This window comes from Gemmatimonadota bacterium (assembly GCA_026706345.1).
Classification (GTDB): domain Bacteria; phylum JAAXHH01; class JAAXHH01; order JAAXHH01; family JAAXHH01; genus JAAXHH01.
Genome location: JAPOYX010000148.1, coordinates 1 through 14,963, shown reverse-complemented (window position 1 = coordinate 14,963; position 14,963 = coordinate 1). Strand labels below are relative to the sequence as shown.

Here is a 14,963-nt window from a genome sequence, read left to right as displayed (position 1 = left end):
GCCTTCTGGACCGGACCGCAGCTTTCGGACCTGCCGGTTCTAGCAGCTGGCGGACCGCATCCTGATAAAAAAGAGGGGCGGTCCATGCCGACGAACCGCCCCGTCAAATTGATCTTCCTTCGTGCTGTAGTTGTACCCTGATTCCCGCTACCGGGAGATCAGTCTACGGTCTCCATCGTCGATGCCACCGACTTCAGGAGCCTGTCTTTCATATTCCACACCGTGTAACCGGCGTCGATCAGCCCGGTAGGCGCGTCCTTCCACTCGGCATCCGCGCCGTAGAGGAAATAGGCGTCCCAGACCATGGGGTCCTTGTGTTCCAGGTCCCCCGACTGCTTGTACCAGAACCCCAGCGCGTTCGCGGGGTCCCACATCTGGCTTACCCGCTTGTCGCTGAACACCTGCTCCGCCGCGGCCTGAGCCGCATTGACCGCATCGTTCCTGAGTATCCGCTGCCAGACCACGTAGACCCGGAGGTCATCGGAGGGAAACTTCTTCAGTATCTCTTGCTGCACCGCCCCGGCGCCGCTTATGCAGTGGCCTCAGGTAGGAGAGAACATCACGACGAGGCGGACCTTTCCCGTATCGCCGTTGAACGCCTTCTTGAAATCCACGAGGCTGAGCGGTTCCGGATTGAAGCCGGCGTTGGTGCTGAGCTGAGCGCCGGCCTGCGAAGCCCACGACAGGGCTCCGGTCAGGATCAGCGCGGTCATGAGGCGGTTGTGGGTTTTCATCATCTTCGATCCATTTTCAGGTGGTGGACTAAAGCCCCGGTCGTCCCGGGCCGGTCGGGTTATCTATGATATCGACCTTGCGTACGGATTGACAAGTGAAATCGTAAACCTTTCGGACAGCTTTGAAAAACTTGGACGGCGCTTAGGTCCGCGCTGTCAGACCAGGATGGCGCGGTCAGACGCTGAAGCGCACGTTGATCACGTCTCCGTCCATGACGACGTATTGCTTGCCTTCCACGCGCAACGCGCCTTGCTCTTTCGCGGCCTGCCATCCGCCGAGATCGAGCATCGCCTGCCAGTCCAGCGTCTCGGCCCGGATGAATCCCCGTTCCATGTCGGAGTGCACCGTCCCGGCCGCCACGGGCGCCGTAACGCCCCGTGTGACGGTCCAGGCCTTCACCTCGTTTTGGCCCACGGTAAAGAAGGAGATCAGGTTAAGCAACCGGTACGAGGCGGCGATCATGCGGCTCAGGGCCGATTCCTCGATGTCCAGTTCGTCCAGGAAGCCGCGGGCGTCCTCATCGTCGAGCTGGGCGATTTCCATTTCGACCTTCGCACAAAGCGCCAGCGTATCCAGCTCTTCTGCGAATTTCCCCAACTCTTCCAGTCTGCCCGCTTCCGAGCCGATTTCTTCCTCGGGGATATTCAGCACGAGAAGCACCGGCTTCTGCGAGAGGAACCGGTAGCCGCGCAATCTCTTCTCGTCCTCAGGCGAAAACTCGAGATTCCGGATGACCCCGCCGCCCTCGATCTCCTCCCTGCACTGTTCGAGCAGTTCCCATTCCCGCACCAGGTCGGGTTGCTTCGTGGACCGGGCCTCCTTGGAAAGGCGGGTCAGCCGGCGTTCGATGACCTCGAGATCGGCGATGGCGAGCTCCAGTTCCACCGTCTCGAAATCCTTGCCCGGTGTACCGGAGGTACCGGCCAGGTCCGGAAAACAGCGCAGAACGTGCACGAGCACGTCCATGGTCCGCAGGTCGGCGAGTCCTCCGGCGCCTTGCTGTTCCTCCTGCCGTCCCGATCCGGCCGTAATGCCGCCTATATCGAGGTATTCAACGGTGGCGAAAGTGGTCTTGCGTGGATTGAACAGGTTAGAGAGGCGTTCCAAACGCGGGTCTGGGACCCGGATCGTCCCCCGGTTTGCCGTGTTCTGCCCCGCGTAACCGCCGGTCTCCGCATTGGCCCTGACCAGCGCGTTGAACAACGTGGTCTTCCCGGAACCGGGCAGCCCGACGAGGCCGATCTGCAAATTGGTGTCCTCCCATCACACACAAAACGCGCGGATCATCGCCTTGTACGCGTCGATCGCCAGGTCGAACTGGTCCAGGTCCATCCATTCGTCCACCGTGTGGGCCTGGCGGATGTCCCCGGGACCGAGCAGGATCAGTTCCATCTTCCTGCCGAAGACCAGTCCGTCGGTACCGTATGGAACCGTGTGGGCCTTGTCCGTTCCGGTGATCCGCAGCGCGGTCCGGACCAGCTCCGAGTCCGCTGGCGTGCTGAAGGGGTCCCCGATCTTCTGGATCGTCAATTCCACGCCGTTCCGTTCGGCCGCTTTTCGAGTGCGGTCCAGGAGGGCTTCCTGGTCCTGCCCGGGCATCGGCCGGTAGTAGACCGTGCATACGCTGCTGGGCGCCGTCATGTTCAGGGCGACGCCGCCGTCGTTGACCCCGATGTTCCAGTCGGAGAAAGGCGGATCGAACTCGTCGTTCAGATGCCTGGGATCCGATCGAAGTTCGTCATGGATGGCCTTCATCTCCACGAGAAAGGGGATCATGGCATGATGGGCGTTGACGCCTCTGCCGGTGCTGCTGTGGGCCGCCCGGCCCTTCGTCTTGGCCCGCATGAAAACCGCGCCCTTGTGTGCCCGTACGACCTCCATGCGTGTCGGCTCACAGATGATCCCGTAGCGCAGCCCGCTGCCGGCCAGGAGTTCGGATCGTTCGCTGACTTCGGCCGCGCCCCAGCACCCGACTTCCTCGTCGGCGGTGAACACGAGATAGATCGGGGCGGAGAGTTCCGACGCATCAAAGGCCGCCCCCGCCGCCAGCATGGTGGACAGGGCGCCCTTCATGTCGCAGCTTCCGCGGCCATAAATCCGGTTATCCCGGATCTCCGCCGCAAAAGGGTCCGTTTCCCAACCGTCCACCGGGACGGTATCCGAATGCCCCAGCAGCGCGAGTCCGCCCTTCCCCTCGCCCTTGCGGCCGACGAGGTTGACCTTCTCCACGCCGTTGTCGTCCTGGTACGTGATGCGCTCGACCTCGAAACCCGACCGGTCGAGTTGGTCCTGAAGGTAATCGGAAACGGCGGCGTTGCTGTTGGCGCTGATCGAATTGAATGCGATCAGTTCCCTGGTTACCTGGACGGGATCGAACATCGTTTCAACCTGCTTTCTTTTTTTGGGAGGATGCCGGAGGTCGGACTCGAACCGACACGACCTTGCGGTCAAGGGATTTTGAGTCCCTCGCGTCTACCAATTCCACCACTCCGGCACAATCAAGATAGCCCGCCGGAACCATGCGCGTCAGGCGGGCTATCGGTCAATTTAGAACGGGGACGACGGGACTCGAACCCGCAACTTCTGCCGTGACAGGGCAGTGCTCTAACCAGATTGAACTACGCCCCCGATATACTGCATGGGCGATACTGGATTCGAACCAGTGACCTCATGCTTGTAAGGCATGCGCTCTGAACCAACTGAGCTAATCGCCCGTACGTATGTCCACACTACAGTTGACGTGATTCCCGGCTGTTGGCCGAACCCGTTCTTGCGGTCCTGCCTCTCCAGGTCAGCACCAGGGGTATGCCCACACAGTAACCGGAAACCATCAACAACGGCGCCAGTGTGATCGATTCGTACGCCAGCGCGATAAAACCCAGCAGGATTGCGCCGAGTGCCAAACCGAGGAGGCGATAATGGGAACCCCTGAACGGCGGAACATGGGTCTGGGTTCCCGTAGCGCGACGCCGTCCTGACGACCGGGATGAACCGGGCTCCGACTGCGTTCTTTTCGCCATTCGTCATCCACCTCCACGGGCGTCCAATATACGAATTCCGGCGGCTGGCGTCAAGCCTTTCGCGTCAAGGCCTATCCAGGGTGCTGTCCGTCCCTATTCCTTGACCACCCAGAGCTTCACGGCGGCCTCGACCCGGGCATGCAGCGCAATGGGAACGGTGTATATGCCCAGCGCCTTGATGGGCTCGTCGAGGTGGATCTTGCGCCGGTCGATGTCGTAGCCTTTTTCCTTCAGCAGGTCGGCGATATGCTGCTGGGTGACGGAGCCGAACATGCGGTCTTCTTCCCCGACCTGCACGACGGCGGTCAGGGAGACTTCCTCAAGCAGCTTGGCGAGCTCGGACGCCTGTTCCATCGTCTTGGCTTCCAGAGCCAGTTGCTGCTTCAATTTGCCCTGAAGCATTTTCAGGTTTCCGGGCGTCGCCGGAACGGCCTTTTTCGTCAGCATCAGGTAGTTTCTGCCGTACCCGTTGGAAACGTCGACGATTTCACCGATGTTTCCGAGGTTCTGCACAGATTCGGTCAATATGAGCTTCACGTCCGACTCCTCGGCTACTTGTAGGTTTCTTCGATGAAGGGCAGCAGGCCGACATGGCGGGCCCGCTTGACGGCCTTTGCCAGGCGCCGCTGGCATAACGCGCTGGCCCCGGAGATGCGGCTGGGCACGATCTTGCCCCGTTCGGTGACGAAACGCCGGAGCTGCTTCGGGTCCTTGTAGTCGATGTTCTTGATACGGCCCGGTATGCGCTTCTGCTTTCTCCCCCTGGTCATTCTCGATTGATTCATGCTTCCGCTCCTGTGTCCTTTTCGGCCTGTTCCGCCTTTTCGTATACGTGGGCCGGATGCTTCTTGACCCGTTTCGTCATGTGGCGGAGTACGCGTTCGTTCAACTTGAACGACCGGTCCAGCACGTCGACCAGGTCCGGTTCGCCGTCGAAACGGATCAACGTGTAGAATCCCTGGTGGGCATCGTTGATCTCGTAGCTGAGTTTACGGCTTCCCCAGCGTTCCGTGTCGACGACCTCCCCCTGGTTCGACGTAATGAGCCCCTCGATAGCGGAGATCTCCTCTTCGAGCGGCGCTTCTTCGAGCTTGGAATTGAGAATCACTACTGTTTCATAGGACCGCACGTGCATTCCTCCTGGTTGTATACGGATACTTTCGGCCGGACTGCCTTCATTCCGTGAACGACGGACCGTTATACCTGCTCGCGGCCTCATCGCAGCCGTCGCTTACGAACAACTCCAGCTGGTCGCAGGCCCGGTCGAGGACGATAGGCAGATCCGTTGTCTCTTCTTCGGTGAACTCCTCCAGCACGTAATCGACGAGCGTATCCGCGTCCCGGGGGAGGTCGACTCCGATGCGCTGACGGGCGAATCCCTCCGTTCCCAGCGCGTCGATGATGGATTCCAGTCCCCGGTGGCCGCCATGACTGCCCTTCGCCCTGAGACGCAGCGTACCGAAGGGCAGGTTGACGTCATCGCAGACGACCACGACGCGATCGACGTCGAGTTCGTAATGTCCCACCGCCTCCCGGACCGCGTAACCGCTGCGGTTCATGAAGGTCACCGGCTTTACCAGTGCCACGGGCAGGCCGGAGACCGTTGCGACGGCGCCGTGGAACCCTTCGCCTGCCGGGGCAAGCTCGAGGTCGAGACGCCGCAGCCAGGTGTCGATCACGTCGAAACCGGTGTTGTGGCGTGTGCCCGCGTACCGCACGCCCGGGTTGCCGAGCCCGATGAAGGCATGCATGGATGAACCTTCAGGCCGCTCTTCAGGCGGCAAGGGACCGGCATCGGCATGCAGACACATATCCAGGCTGCCTTAGTCTTCGGCCCCGTCTTCGCTCCCGTCCTCTTCCTCGCCGTCTTCCCGGGCCTGGCCGATGATTTCCGGCTCCTCCTGCTCCAAGTCGACTTCCTCTTCCTCCGGCTCCTCGGCCATCGGCGTGAGCACGGACACCACGGCGACCTCTCCATCGGTCTCGATTTCGACATTTTCGAAGGAAAGATCGCTGACGTGGATCGTTTCGCCCATGCTCAGGTTGGCGATGTCCACTTCCAGGTGTTCGGGAATCTCGGAAGCGACGCAACTGATTTCGATCACCCGCAGGGACTGATCCAGTACCCCGCCGTCCCGCGTCACGCCGACCGGTTCGCCGATCATCACGAGCGAAACCTCCGTGGTGATCCGGTCGCTCATCCTGATCTGCTGGAAATCGGCGTGCAGCAACTGGTTTCTGAGGTAGTCCCGCTGTATATCCCGCAAGAGGGCCTTCTTGTCCTCCATGCCCTCGATTTCCAGGTTGATGACGACGCTTTCACCCCTGGTTTTCCTCAGGAATCCCTCGAACTCGCGGTAGTCGAGGACCAGCGGCGTCGAAGCTTCTCCGCTGCCGTAGACCACGGCGGGCAGACTGCCGTCGCGCCGAAGCGTCTTGGCGACCTGCTTTCCGGTATCCGTCCGTTGACGGGCCTTTAATGATACTTGATTCATTACCTTCTCCTGTGCGATTCCCGGTGTTCAGTGGCTGTCCGGCGCCGGTTTCGTTCCGTTCCCGCGTGTTGGAATAATGCCCGATGATCCGTTTCAGGTCTGATCCGACGATTCGAAGAGCGAACTGACGGATTTCTCTTCGTGTATACGCTTGATCGCCTCGCCGAACAGGGAGGCGACAGAAAGCTGTTCCAGTTTGTCGCTCTGCCTGTCCTCGCTCAGGCGTATCGTGTCCGAGACGATCAGGCAGTCCAGCACGGAATCCTCCACCTTCTGCACGGCGTCCCCGGAAAGCAACGCGTGGGTGCACGCCGCGTAAATCGTCTCGGCGCCGTTCTTTTTCAAGGCCTCCGCCGCTCCGGTCAGGCTCCCCCCGGTGTCGATCATGTCGTCGCGGATGATCACGTTCTTGCCTTCCACCTCGCCGATCACGTTGACGACCTCGGACACGTTGGGCCTCGGCCGCCGCTTGTCCACCAGGGCCAGCGGGCAGTTCAGCCGCCGGCCGTAGGACCGGGCCATGGCCATGCCCCCCGCGTCCGGGGAAGCGATCACCAGATCTTCCGACGTCCCGAGTTCCCTGAGCCGGCGCGTGAACACGGGCGCGGAATACAGATGGTCCAGGGGGATGTCGAAGAATCCCTGGATCTGGGGCGCGTGCAGGTCCATCGTCAGTACGCGGTCCGCCCCGGCCGCGGCGATCAGGTTCGCGACGACCTTGGCTGAAATGGGCACCCGGGGGCCCGCCTTGCGGTCCTGGCGGGCATAGCCGTAATAAGGGATCACCGCGGTGGCCCTGCGCGCCGAAGCCCGTTTTGCCGCGTCCAGGAGCAACAGCAACTCGAGGAGGTTCTCCGCCGGCGAATTGGTCGACTGGACCACGAACACGTCGGTCCCGCGGATGTCCTCGTTGATGTGTATCCGGATCTCTTCGTCGCTGAAACGCGAAACGGCGGCCTTGCCCAGGGATACGCCGAGATATTCGCAGATGTCTTGTGCAAGCGGTGCGTTTGAATTTCCACTCAGAATCTTCAAACCGACCGCCATGCGCCGTCCTCCCTCCTGCCGCTCGATCAGACCCCGGCTTCCCGCCGGGATTTCGAGGAGACCGCGAAGACCCGCCAGGACGGTTCGACCCGTTCCCGCAGATCGTCCGCTATCCGTTCCGCCACTGCCCGGCCGGGGGTCAGTCCGAAGACCGCCGGGCCGCTGCCGGACATCAAGATTCCCTTCAGTCCGGCATCCGCCAGCAGGCCCCTTGCCCCGTTGATTTCGGGGAAGGCCGCCCGGACCGCCGGTTCCAGGTCGTTATGCAGGCAGGGCGCCAGTCTGTCCACATCCCCGGCCCGCACGACAGAAGAAACTAAATTAATACAGGACCCGTCTTTTGTCAATTCCAATTTCGAACGGCCATAGGCCCATCCGGCGGTGACCTCGAGGGGCGGGCAGACCAGTACGTAGTGGCGCGATCCGGCCGCATCCAACCAGTCGACCTTTTCCCCCCGCCCGGACGCCACCGCCATGCCGCCGTAGAGACAGAACGGCACATCGGATCCCAGCTCCGCGGCGAGGTCCATCAACTCTTCTTCCCGCAAATCCAGCGACCAGAGCGCGTTGAGCCCGTGCAGCGTCATGGCCGCATTGCCGCTTCCGCCGGCGAGACCGGCCGCCACCGGGATGCGCTTCTCGATGTGAATGCGCACCCCCCGGTCACCGAGTCCGTACCGGTCCCGCACGAGATCGGCCGCCCTGTGCGCCAGGTTGCGTCCGTCCGTCGGCACGGCCGGGTCGGAGCACGTGATGGCTGTCCCGGTTTCCTGCCCGGTTACCTCCACGTCATCGGCCAGGTCCACGGTCTCCATCAGCGTGACGATCTCGTGGTAGCCGTCGGGCCGCTTGCCGAGCAGGTGGATACTCAGGTTGATCTTGGCAAAGGAACGAAGGATCATTCGCCGTTCGCTACGCGGGCCGTGGTCTGCGTGATGATGATGTGGACGATGATCATGTGCATGTTTTCCGCCATGCCGTAGTCGTCCACGGGGACGTGGACCGAATGATCGGCCATGTCCTTGAGCTTCCCGCCGGAGAATCCCGTCATCGCGGCCGTGACCATCCCGGCCGAACGGGCGTATTTGAAGGCTTGAACCACGTTGGGGCTGTTTCCCGACGCGCTGATGCCGATGACCACGTCGCCGGGTGCGCCGAGATTGCGCAGTTGCTGCTCGAAGACCAGGTCGAAGTCGAAGTCGTTGGCCCACGCCGTGACGTAGGGCAGGTTGTCCGTCAGGCTGTTGACCCGGAACCGGGGCTGGTCCTTCGTGCCGCGCAGCGTGCCCTTGCCCAGGTCTACGGCGAAGTGGGAGGCCGTCGCCGCGCTGCCGCCGTTTCCGAAGACGAAGATCCCCCGCCCGTTCTTCCGCGCGTCCATCAGGAGGTCGATGAGTTCCTGCACTTCGCGGGGTTCGATAAGACCGCAGACCTCCCGCGTCCAGTCGAGGTATTCGCGGATCATCAGACCTCCCGCGTCCAGTCGAGGTATTCGCGGATCATTCGATGCCTACCTCCGCATGTTGAAGATTACCCTGGTGCCGTCCCGCTCCAGGTTGAATGGCAGTTCCCTGTAATCGGAAAGCGCTTCGCGGACCCGGGACCGGGACGGCGGAGGGCAGAACAGGAGCAGGAAGCCGCCGCCGCCCGCGCCGCATACCTTGCCGCCCGCGGCGCCGGCGTCCCTGGCCTTCCGGTACATGGCGTCGATCTCGGCGTTGCTCACGAGTCCCGACATCCGGTTCTTCCAAGTCCACCCCTGGTCCAGCAGCTCGCCCATGCGGTCGATACGGCCGGCGGTGAGGGCTTCCCGCGCGCTTTGCGCCACGGACTTGATCTCTTTCAGCAGCGCGAACTTGGTGGTCATGTTCGCCTTCTGCTCGCGCAGTACCGTTTCCGCCTTGCGCGTCTTGTTGGTGTAGAACAGCATCAGGCTGTCACTCAGCCGTTCCGTGTGGCCGTCCGCGAGACCGAGGCGTTCCACCTCCACGCCGCCGGGTCTGAAAGTGAACCCGCGCAGGCCGCCGTATGCCGCGATGTACTGGTCCTGTCTCCCGATGGGCCGGCCGCATCGGTCAATCTCGATCTCGCAGGCGTCCCGCGCCAGTTTCTCCGGGGGCTGCGGATTGCCGCAGTAGGTATGCAGGGCGTTCAGCAGGCCCACCGTAATGCTGCTCGAGGACCCCAGGCCCGATCCCTCGGAGGGGATGTCCGTCAGCGTGGTGATCTCCACGCCCCTGGTCACGCCGGTGAGCCGCAGGGCCTCCCGGATCAGATCGTGTTCGATCTCGTCGGGATGATCGACGGCCTCCCGCTTCGAATAGTTGATGTAGATCCGGTCGTCGAATCGTTCGTTTATGATGACGAAGATGTACTTGTCGATGGCCGCGCTGACGACCAGGCCGTCTTCCCGGTCGTAGAAATCGGCGAAATCCGTGAGCCCGCCGGCAAAACTGATACGCAAAGGAGTCTGGGTTATGATCATGGGTTCATGCCAGCCGTTCCGCCGGCGCCGCTTGCCGGACCGCCGCCGGCCCGTTGCGCCAGGTAGCCGTCCAGGGCGTCCTCCCAGGCGGGCATCTCCGCGATGCCCAGGGACCGGATCCGGCCGTTGTCGAGCACCGTGTACAGGGGCCGGGAAGCCGGTGCGCCGTACGCCTCGGTGGACGTGGGTTTCACCGCCGCGTCGATCCCCGTCTTCCGGTAGATGGTCCGGGCAAACTCGAAGTAGGAGCACGCGCCGCTGCTGGTTACATGGTACGTGCCGTAGGCATCGGTTGTAACGAGTTCCGCCAGGACCCGGGCCAGGTCCGCCGTCGCCGTGGGCGCCATCACCTGGTCGCTTACCACGGCCACCTCCCGCCGTTCCATGCCCGCCCGGATCATGGCCTCGACGAAATTGTACCCTTTTCCACCCCCGCCGGAACGGCCGAACAGCCCCGTGGTCCGGATGATGAAATGGCGGTCCCAAGTCGACCGCACCAGGTGTTCGCCGGACAGTTTGGCCGTGCCGTAAACGTTCAAGGGCAGGGGCAGGTCATCTTCCGTGTACGGCCGAACCGCCTTGCCGTCGAAGACGAAATTCGTGCTGATATGCACCAGTTTCGCATCGTACATGCGGCAGGCCATGGCCAGGTGCCAGGGTCCGATGGCATTGACGGCAAAGGTCTCGTCGGGATGGGACTCGCACTCGTCAACCCTGTGGTACGCGGCGGTATTGATCACCGCGTCGGGTCGGCAGTCCTTCAACAGGCCGTATACCCGGTGTTTTTCGGTGACGTCGAGTTCGTCGCGGGTACAGGGAACGAGTTCATGTCCTGGAAGGGAACGTTGCAAATCCGTACCCAGTTGTCCGCGGACCCCGGTTATGAGAATGCGCATGAATCCTTGCCGATCATTGCCCGGCGTCCTGCAGGTGCTTCCCGATGATCCCGGGCGCCTGCGCCACGGCCTCGTCGATCCGGGACGCGTCCTTCCCACCCGCCTGCGCCATGTGGGCCTTCCCGCCTCCGCCGCCGCCAATGACCGCGGCCACGTCCCGCGCAAGCTTGCCCGCGTGGAGGTTGTTGCCCGAGATCGCTTCGTCTGTGACCACGACAATGCAGACGGGCCGGTCATCGAAGCTGGCGAAGAGTACGCCCACCGCGGCCCCGGAAAGGCGTTCGCGCAAGGTGTCTCCCATGGCGCGCAGCGTGTCCATGTCCGGACTGTCCACGCGGCCCGCCGCCACGGAGACGCCGCCTGCATCCACGGCCCCGTTTACCAGGTCGTCGATCCAATTCCGCGCGGAATCCGTACTCAGATCGCGGATGTGCCGTTCCAAGTCGCGAATCCGCGCGGTCAGGTCGCCGGCCCTTTTCAACAGGTCCTCCGGCTCGCTCTTGAGGGCTTCCGCGGTCCGCGCTACGAGTACTTCGTCTCGCTTGACGGCTTCGTAGGCGCCGGCGCCGGTCAGGGCCTCCACCCGCCGCACGCCGGTCGCGATGCCCGACTCCCGGACCAGCCGGAACAACCCGATCTCTCCGGTGGCGCCGAGGTGGGTGCCGCCGCACAGCTCCAGGCTCACGTCGCCGATGCGAACCACGCGCACCCTGTCCTCGTATTTCTCCGTAAACAGCGCCATGGCGCCCTGGCTCCTGGCGTCTTCCAGGTCGGTTTCGAACGGTTCGACGCCGATATTCTCCCAGATGAGTTCGTTGACCTTGCGTTCGATGGCGTTCAGTTCGTCGGGCGTGACGGCGCTGAAATGGGAGAAGTCGAATCGCAGGCGGTCGGGGCCTACGACGGAGCCCCGCTGTTCCACGTGTGCGCCCAGGGTCTCCCGCAACACGGCGTGCAGGAGGTGGGTCGCCGTGTGGTTCCGCATGATGGACTGCCTGCGCGCTGCGTCGACATGCGCGGTAACAGTCATGCCTCCTGCCAGGTCGGAACCGCGGTCTGGATCGCAGTGGTGGATGATGCTGTTTCCTTCCCTGGTGGTATTTAGCACGGCGATCCGGTCTCCCGACTCCAGTTCCAGCCAGCCGGTATCGCCAATCTGTCCACCCGCTTCGCCGTAGAATGGCGTTTTCGAAAGTTCGACAGTCCCGTCTGCAAAAGAAACGATGGATGTGCGATCCACTGTTAGTGTATCGTAGCCGAGGAACTTTGTACCAGCGCTGAGATTAATCCTGGCCCGCGGTTTGCCGGCTACAGCTCTTATTGAAACCCTCGACCTCTCCCGCTGCTCCGCCATTTCCGCCTCGAACCCGGCCAGGGCCACGGCCATGCCCTTCTCTTCAGCCATAAGTTGCGTCAGGTCCAGGGGAAAGCCGTAGGTATCGTACAATTTGAAGGCCTCTTCGCCCCGGATCTCCCGCCGTCCCTCCGTCTCAGCCTGGTCCACCATGCCCGCGAAGAGTTCAAGCCCGTGGTCGAGCGTGCGGCCGAAGGCCTCCTCCTCGGACCTGACCACCTTCTCCACCTTTTCCTGCGCGGTGCGGAGTTCCGGGTAGGCCTCGCCCATCTCTTCGGTGAGCGTCGGCACGAGCTGGTAGAGGAAGGGATCGGACAGGCCGAGCGTACGGCCATACCGCGCCGCGCGGCGCAGGATCCGGCGCAGGACGTAGCCGCGCCCTTCATTGGAGGGCAGGGCGCCGTCGGCAATGGCGAAAGCAAGGGCCCGGACGTGATCGGCGAGCACGCGGTAGGCCACGGCCGTATCTCCCTCCGCGTAAGGCTGTTCCGACAGTTCGCCGATGTGATTCATCAGCGGCTGGAACACGTCGGTCTCGTAGTTCGAATCCACGCCCTGCAGTATGCTGAGCATGCGCTCGAAGCCCATGCCCGTGTCCACGTGGCGAGACGGCAGGGGCGTCAACGCACCGTCGGTTCCCCGGTCGTACTGGATGAACACCAGATTCCAGATCTCCACGTACCGGGTGCAGTCTCCGTTGACCCCGCAGACATGGTCCGGATCGCATTCCCAATCGCACCTTCCCGGCCCCAGGTCGTAGTGGATTTCCGAGTTGGGGCCGCAGGGACCGGTCTCCCCCATTTCCCAGAAGTTGTCCTTTTCGTCGAAACGGAGTATGCGGTCGGCGGGCACGCCGGTGTGCCGCTGCCAGAGCAGTTCGGCTTCGTCGTCCTCCCGGAATACGGTTGCCCAGAGCCGGTCCGCGGTAAGGCTCCATTCTTCGGTCAGCAGCTCCCAGGCCCAGGTTATGGCGTCTTCCTTGTAGTAGTCGCCGAAGGACCAGTTCCCCAGCATTTCGAAGAAAGTCTGGTGAATGGGCGATCTGCCCACGTCCTCCAGGTCGTTGTGCTTTCCGCCGGCCCGGATGCACTTCTGGTAATCCACCGCGCGCACGAAGTCGCGGGTGCTCCGTCCCAGGAAAATGTCCTTGAACTGGTTCATCCCCGCGTTCGTGAAAAGCAGGGTGGGATCGTCCCAGGGCACGACGCTGGCGCTCGGCACGACGGTGTGGTCACGGTCGGCGAAAAAGCCCGTAAACGATCTGCGCAGTTCGGCTCCGGTCAACTTCCGGACTCCTCCATTTCGTCCAGCACGCGATGGACGACTTTGTAAACGACATCCTGTCCGAACCCCCGCCGGCCCAGGAAGGCGACCATGCGGCGATGTGCCGCGTCGCGGTCGAGGCGGGCGTATCGATAGGTCTGTCGGCGAAGCGCCTCGTAGGCCCGCCCTGCTTCCCCTTCGCCGGATGCACTTTCCTCGAGGGCGGACTCGATGACTTCGGCGTCGATCCCCTTCTGCCTCAACTCCCGCCGTAGCAGGGACAATCCGACCGGCCTCTTACGAAGCCGTTCGTCGATCCACAGCCGGGCGAAGCGGCCGTCGTCAATCAATCCCACATTCTCGAGGCGGTCCAGCACCGCCGTGATGACGTCTTCCGGCCGGCCCCGGGCCCTGAGCCTCACCGCCAGTTCACGGCGGGTGCGCATGCGATGGTCGACGAGCCGATGGGCTTCCGTCATGGCCCGGGAAACGCCGTCGGCCAGTTCCATTTCCCGCAACCTTTCCGGGTCCAAAGCCTGCCCGTCGATCAATCCGAACCGGAGGAAGGTCTCTTCCGTGATCATCAGGGTGCGTTCGCCGTCGATCGTGACCTTGCGTTCCCGGCGCCCTTCGCTTCCCCGGGCGCTGATGTCCGTTATGATCGGCATCGTCATACCAGTTCGACGTGATCGACGACCGTGTAGACCGGTCCCTCGGGCTTCAGGTCACTCTTCACCAGCGCCACGCGATTCACCGTAAACGAATCGGTCTCGAATGCCGCGGTCTGTACCAGTTCCGTGAGCTTGGCCAGGCCCCGCGGCGATCGCACCCTGCCGATGGTCAGGTGAGGCGAAAAGGGCCTTTCCTCGCGAACGAAGCCGCGTGCGTGCAGTTCCGTTTCGATGCGCTGCTGCATCAGGATCAGTTCATCCCGGCCTTCTTCGACCGACACCCAGAAGACGCGCGGCCGGTTCAGATCCGGGAAAGCGCCGACGCGCCCCAGTTTCAAGTCGAAGGGCCCCGTCGAATCAAGCGCCTCGCTCAGGCCGCCGCGGATCGCCGTCGGCTGGTCCGTCTCGATATTGCCGAGGAACTTCAGCGTGATGTGGATGTTACCCGGTTCGACCCACTTGATATCGGTCCCTGTACCCTTTAGTCGATTTTCCAGTTCCGCGATCTGGTCTTTTATGGTATCCGGTACTTCCACGGCAATGAACGTGCGCATCGATAGCCTTTCTACGGTGCCAACGGGTCTTCAGTTCCCCCCGGCGGCGCGGGCGAGCGCCAGCCGAAGCAGGTTCAGGGCGGCCAGGGCGGACCGCGTCTTGTTGACGTGCCGGTCCGGACCCAGCATGAGCTTCCGCGTCTCGACGCCATCCTCGGCGGCCAGCCCCAGGTAGACCAGGCCGACGGGTTTTTCCGGGGTTCCGCCGCCGGGCCCCGCGACGCCGGTCGTGGACAGGCCGTAGGTGGCTCCGCTGGTTCGCCGCACGCCCCGGGCCATGGCGGCAGCCGTTTCCGCGCTGACCGCGCCGTGACGTTCGATCGTCCCCGCCGGAACCTCCAAGCGCGCCATTTTCGCGGCATTGCTATAAGATACGACCCCTTCCAACAAGTAGTCGGAACTGCCCGGCACATCGGTCATGCGGGAGGCCACGAGGCCGCCGG

General features: G+C 62.9%; 19 protein-coding genes and 3 tRNA genes. All 22 read right to left on the bottom strand.

Going from position 1 to position 14,963, the window contains the following annotated elements; all coding sequences use genetic code 11:
* Nucleotides 1-158: 158 nt before the first annotated feature.
* Nucleotides 159-515, bottom strand: a complete 357-nt coding sequence (locus OXG98_09815; protein MCY3772300.1) for a hypothetical protein — start codon at nt 513-515, stop codon at nt 159-161.
* Between the two features lie 27 nt (nt 516-542).
* A complete protein-coding gene (locus tag OXG98_09810; protein MCY3772299.1) occupies nt 543-737 on the bottom strand; it encodes a hypothetical protein in 195 nt (64 codons plus the stop codon).
* A 172-nt stretch (nt 738-909) separates the two neighbouring features.
* Nucleotides 910-1,983 (bottom strand): redox-regulated ATPase YchF, encoded by a 1,074-nt coding sequence (ychF, locus tag OXG98_09805; GenBank protein ID MCY3772298.1) that lies wholly within the window; start codon nt 1,981-1,983, stop codon nt 910-912.
* Between the two features lie 15 nt (nt 1,984-1,998).
* On the bottom strand, nt 1,999-3,114 hold the full coding sequence (locus OXG98_09800) for a M20 family metallopeptidase (GenBank protein ID MCY3772297.1): 1,116 nt from the start codon (nt 3,112-3,114) through the stop codon (nt 1,999-2,001).
* Nucleotides 3,115-3,145: 31 nt separating this feature from the next.
* Nucleotides 3,146-3,229, bottom strand: a tRNA-Leu gene (locus OXG98_09795).
* Between the two features lie 59 nt (nt 3,230-3,288).
* A tRNA-Asp gene (locus OXG98_09790) sits at nt 3,289-3,363 on the bottom strand.
* Between the two features lie 11 nt (nt 3,364-3,374).
* Nucleotides 3,375-3,449: transfer RNA gene (locus OXG98_09785), tRNA-Val, on the bottom strand.
* Between the two features lie 15 nt (nt 3,450-3,464).
* Complete coding sequence (locus OXG98_09780) at nt 3,465-3,755, bottom strand: hypothetical protein (GenBank protein ID MCY3772296.1); 291 nt, start codon at nt 3,753-3,755, stop codon at nt 3,465-3,467.
* Nucleotides 3,756-3,848: 93 nt separating this feature from the next.
* Nucleotides 3,849-4,292 (bottom strand): 50S ribosomal protein L9, encoded by a 444-nt coding sequence (rplI, locus tag OXG98_09775; protein MCY3772295.1) that lies wholly within the window; start codon nt 4,290-4,292, stop codon nt 3,849-3,851.
* Nucleotides 4,293-4,306: 14 nt separating this feature from the next.
* Nucleotides 4,307-4,525 carry a 30S ribosomal protein S18 gene (gene rpsR / locus OXG98_09770; GenBank protein ID MCY3772294.1) on the bottom strand — a complete coding sequence of 73 codons (219 nt, stop codon included), beginning with the start codon at nt 4,523-4,525 and terminating at the stop codon, nt 4,307-4,309.
* 11 nt (nt 4,526-4,536) lie between these two features.
* Nucleotides 4,537-4,884 (bottom strand): 30S ribosomal protein S6, encoded by a 348-nt coding sequence (rpsF, locus tag OXG98_09765; protein ID MCY3772293.1) that lies wholly within the window; start codon nt 4,882-4,884, stop codon nt 4,537-4,539.
* Nucleotides 4,885-4,930: 46 nt separating this feature from the next.
* A complete protein-coding gene (pth, locus tag OXG98_09760; protein MCY3772292.1) occupies nt 4,931-5,506 on the bottom strand; it encodes an aminoacyl-tRNA hydrolase in 576 nt (191 codons plus the stop codon).
* 72 nt (nt 5,507-5,578) lie between these two features.
* On the bottom strand, nt 5,579-6,250 hold the full coding sequence (locus OXG98_09755) for a 50S ribosomal protein L25 (protein MCY3772291.1): 672 nt from the start codon (nt 6,248-6,250) through the stop codon (nt 5,579-5,581).
* 93 nt (nt 6,251-6,343) lie between these two features.
* Nucleotides 6,344-7,297 carry a ribose-phosphate pyrophosphokinase gene (locus OXG98_09750; protein MCY3772290.1) on the bottom strand — a complete coding sequence of 318 codons (954 nt, stop codon included), beginning with the start codon at nt 7,295-7,297 and terminating at the stop codon, nt 6,344-6,346.
* 26 nt (nt 7,298-7,323) lie between these two features.
* Entirely contained in the window at nt 7,324-8,199 is an 876-nt protein-coding gene (ispE, locus tag OXG98_09745) for a 4-(cytidine 5'-diphospho)-2-C-methyl-D-erythritol kinase (GenBank protein MCY3772289.1), read from the bottom strand.
* Nucleotides 8,196-8,762, bottom strand: coding sequence for an SIS domain-containing protein (locus OXG98_09740; protein ID MCY3772288.1), 567 nt, complete (start codon nt 8,760-8,762; stop codon nt 8,196-8,198). The genes ispE and OXG98_09740 overlap by 4 nt, the downstream gene beginning before the upstream one ends.
* 45 nt (nt 8,763-8,807) lie before the next feature.
* Entirely contained in the window at nt 8,808-9,782 is a 975-nt protein-coding gene (locus OXG98_09735) for a GHMP kinase (GenBank protein ID MCY3772287.1), read from the bottom strand.
* Entirely contained in the window at nt 9,779-10,678 is a 900-nt protein-coding gene (gene rfbD, locus OXG98_09730) for a dTDP-4-dehydrorhamnose reductase (protein ID MCY3772286.1), read from the bottom strand. Before rfbD ends, OXG98_09735 begins: the two co-directional genes overlap by 4 nt.
* Nucleotides 10,679-10,691: 13 nt before the next feature.
* Entirely contained in the window at nt 10,692-13,316 is a 2,625-nt protein-coding gene (gene alaS / locus OXG98_09725; GenBank protein ID MCY3772285.1) for an alanine--tRNA ligase, read from the bottom strand.
* Nucleotides 13,313-13,963, bottom strand: coding sequence for a regulatory protein RecX (locus tag OXG98_09720; GenBank protein MCY3772284.1), 651 nt, complete (start codon nt 13,961-13,963; stop codon nt 13,313-13,315). Before OXG98_09720 ends, alaS begins: the two co-directional genes overlap by 4 nt.
* 2 nt (nt 13,964-13,965) lie before the next feature.
* The gene (gene thpR, locus OXG98_09715) at nt 13,966-14,520 is read right to left on the bottom strand and encodes an RNA 2',3'-cyclic phosphodiesterase (protein ID MCY3772283.1); all 555 of its coding nucleotides are present in this window, start codon (nt 14,518-14,520) and stop codon (nt 13,966-13,968) included.
* A gap of 30 nt (nt 14,521-14,550) precedes the next feature.
* On the bottom strand, nt 14,551-14,963 hold a 413-nt coding region (locus OXG98_09710; protein ID MCY3772282.1), incomplete at its 5' end, for a nicotinamide-nucleotide amidohydrolase family protein.

Bases quoted from the DNA above. Each gene is read 5' to 3' on its own strand.
- OXG98_09750 (MCY3772290.1), bottom strand. From the start codon at position 7,297: ATGGCGGTCGGTTTGAAGATTCTGAGTGGAAATTCAAACGCACCGCTT.
- OXG98_09740 (MCY3772288.1), bottom strand. From the start codon at position 8,762: ATGATCCGCGAATACCTCGACTGGACGCGGGAGGTCTGCGGTCTTATC.
- thpR (MCY3772283.1), bottom strand. From the start codon at position 14,520: ATGCGCACGTTCATTGCCGTGGAAGTACCGGATACCATAAAAGACCAG.
- OXG98_09800 (MCY3772297.1), bottom strand. From the start codon at position 3,114: ATGTTCGATCCCGTCCAGGTAACCAGGGAACTGATCGCATTCAATTCG.
- OXG98_09735 (MCY3772287.1), bottom strand. From the start codon at position 9,782: ATGATCATAACCCAGACTCCTTTGCGTATCAGTTTTGCCGGCGGGCTC.
- rfbD (MCY3772286.1), bottom strand. From the start codon at position 10,678: ATGCGCATTCTCATAACCGGGGTCCGCGGACAACTGGGTACGGATTTG.
- OXG98_09810 (MCY3772299.1), bottom strand. From the start codon at position 737: ATGATGAAAACCCACAACCGCCTCATGACCGCGCTGATCCTGACCGGA.
- OXG98_09720 (MCY3772284.1), bottom strand. From the start codon at position 13,963: ATGCCGATCATAACGGACATCAGCGCCCGGGGAAGCGAAGGGCGCCGG.
- ispE (MCY3772289.1), bottom strand. From the start codon at position 8,199: ATGATCCTTCGTTCCTTTGCCAAGATCAACCTGAGTATCCACCTGCTC.
- pth (MCY3772292.1), bottom strand. From the start codon at position 5,506: ATGCATGCCTTCATCGGGCTCGGCAACCCGGGCGTGCGGTACGCGGGC.
- rpsR (MCY3772294.1), bottom strand. From the start codon at position 4,525: ATGACCAGGGGGAGAAAGCAGAAGCGCATACCGGGCCGTATCAAGAAC.
- OXG98_09780 (MCY3772296.1), bottom strand. From the start codon at position 3,755: ATGGCGAAAAGAACGCAGTCGGAGCCCGGTTCATCCCGGTCGTCAGGA.
- OXG98_09755 (MCY3772291.1), bottom strand. From the start codon at position 6,250: ATGAATCAAGTATCATTAAAGGCCCGTCAACGGACGGATACCGGAAAG.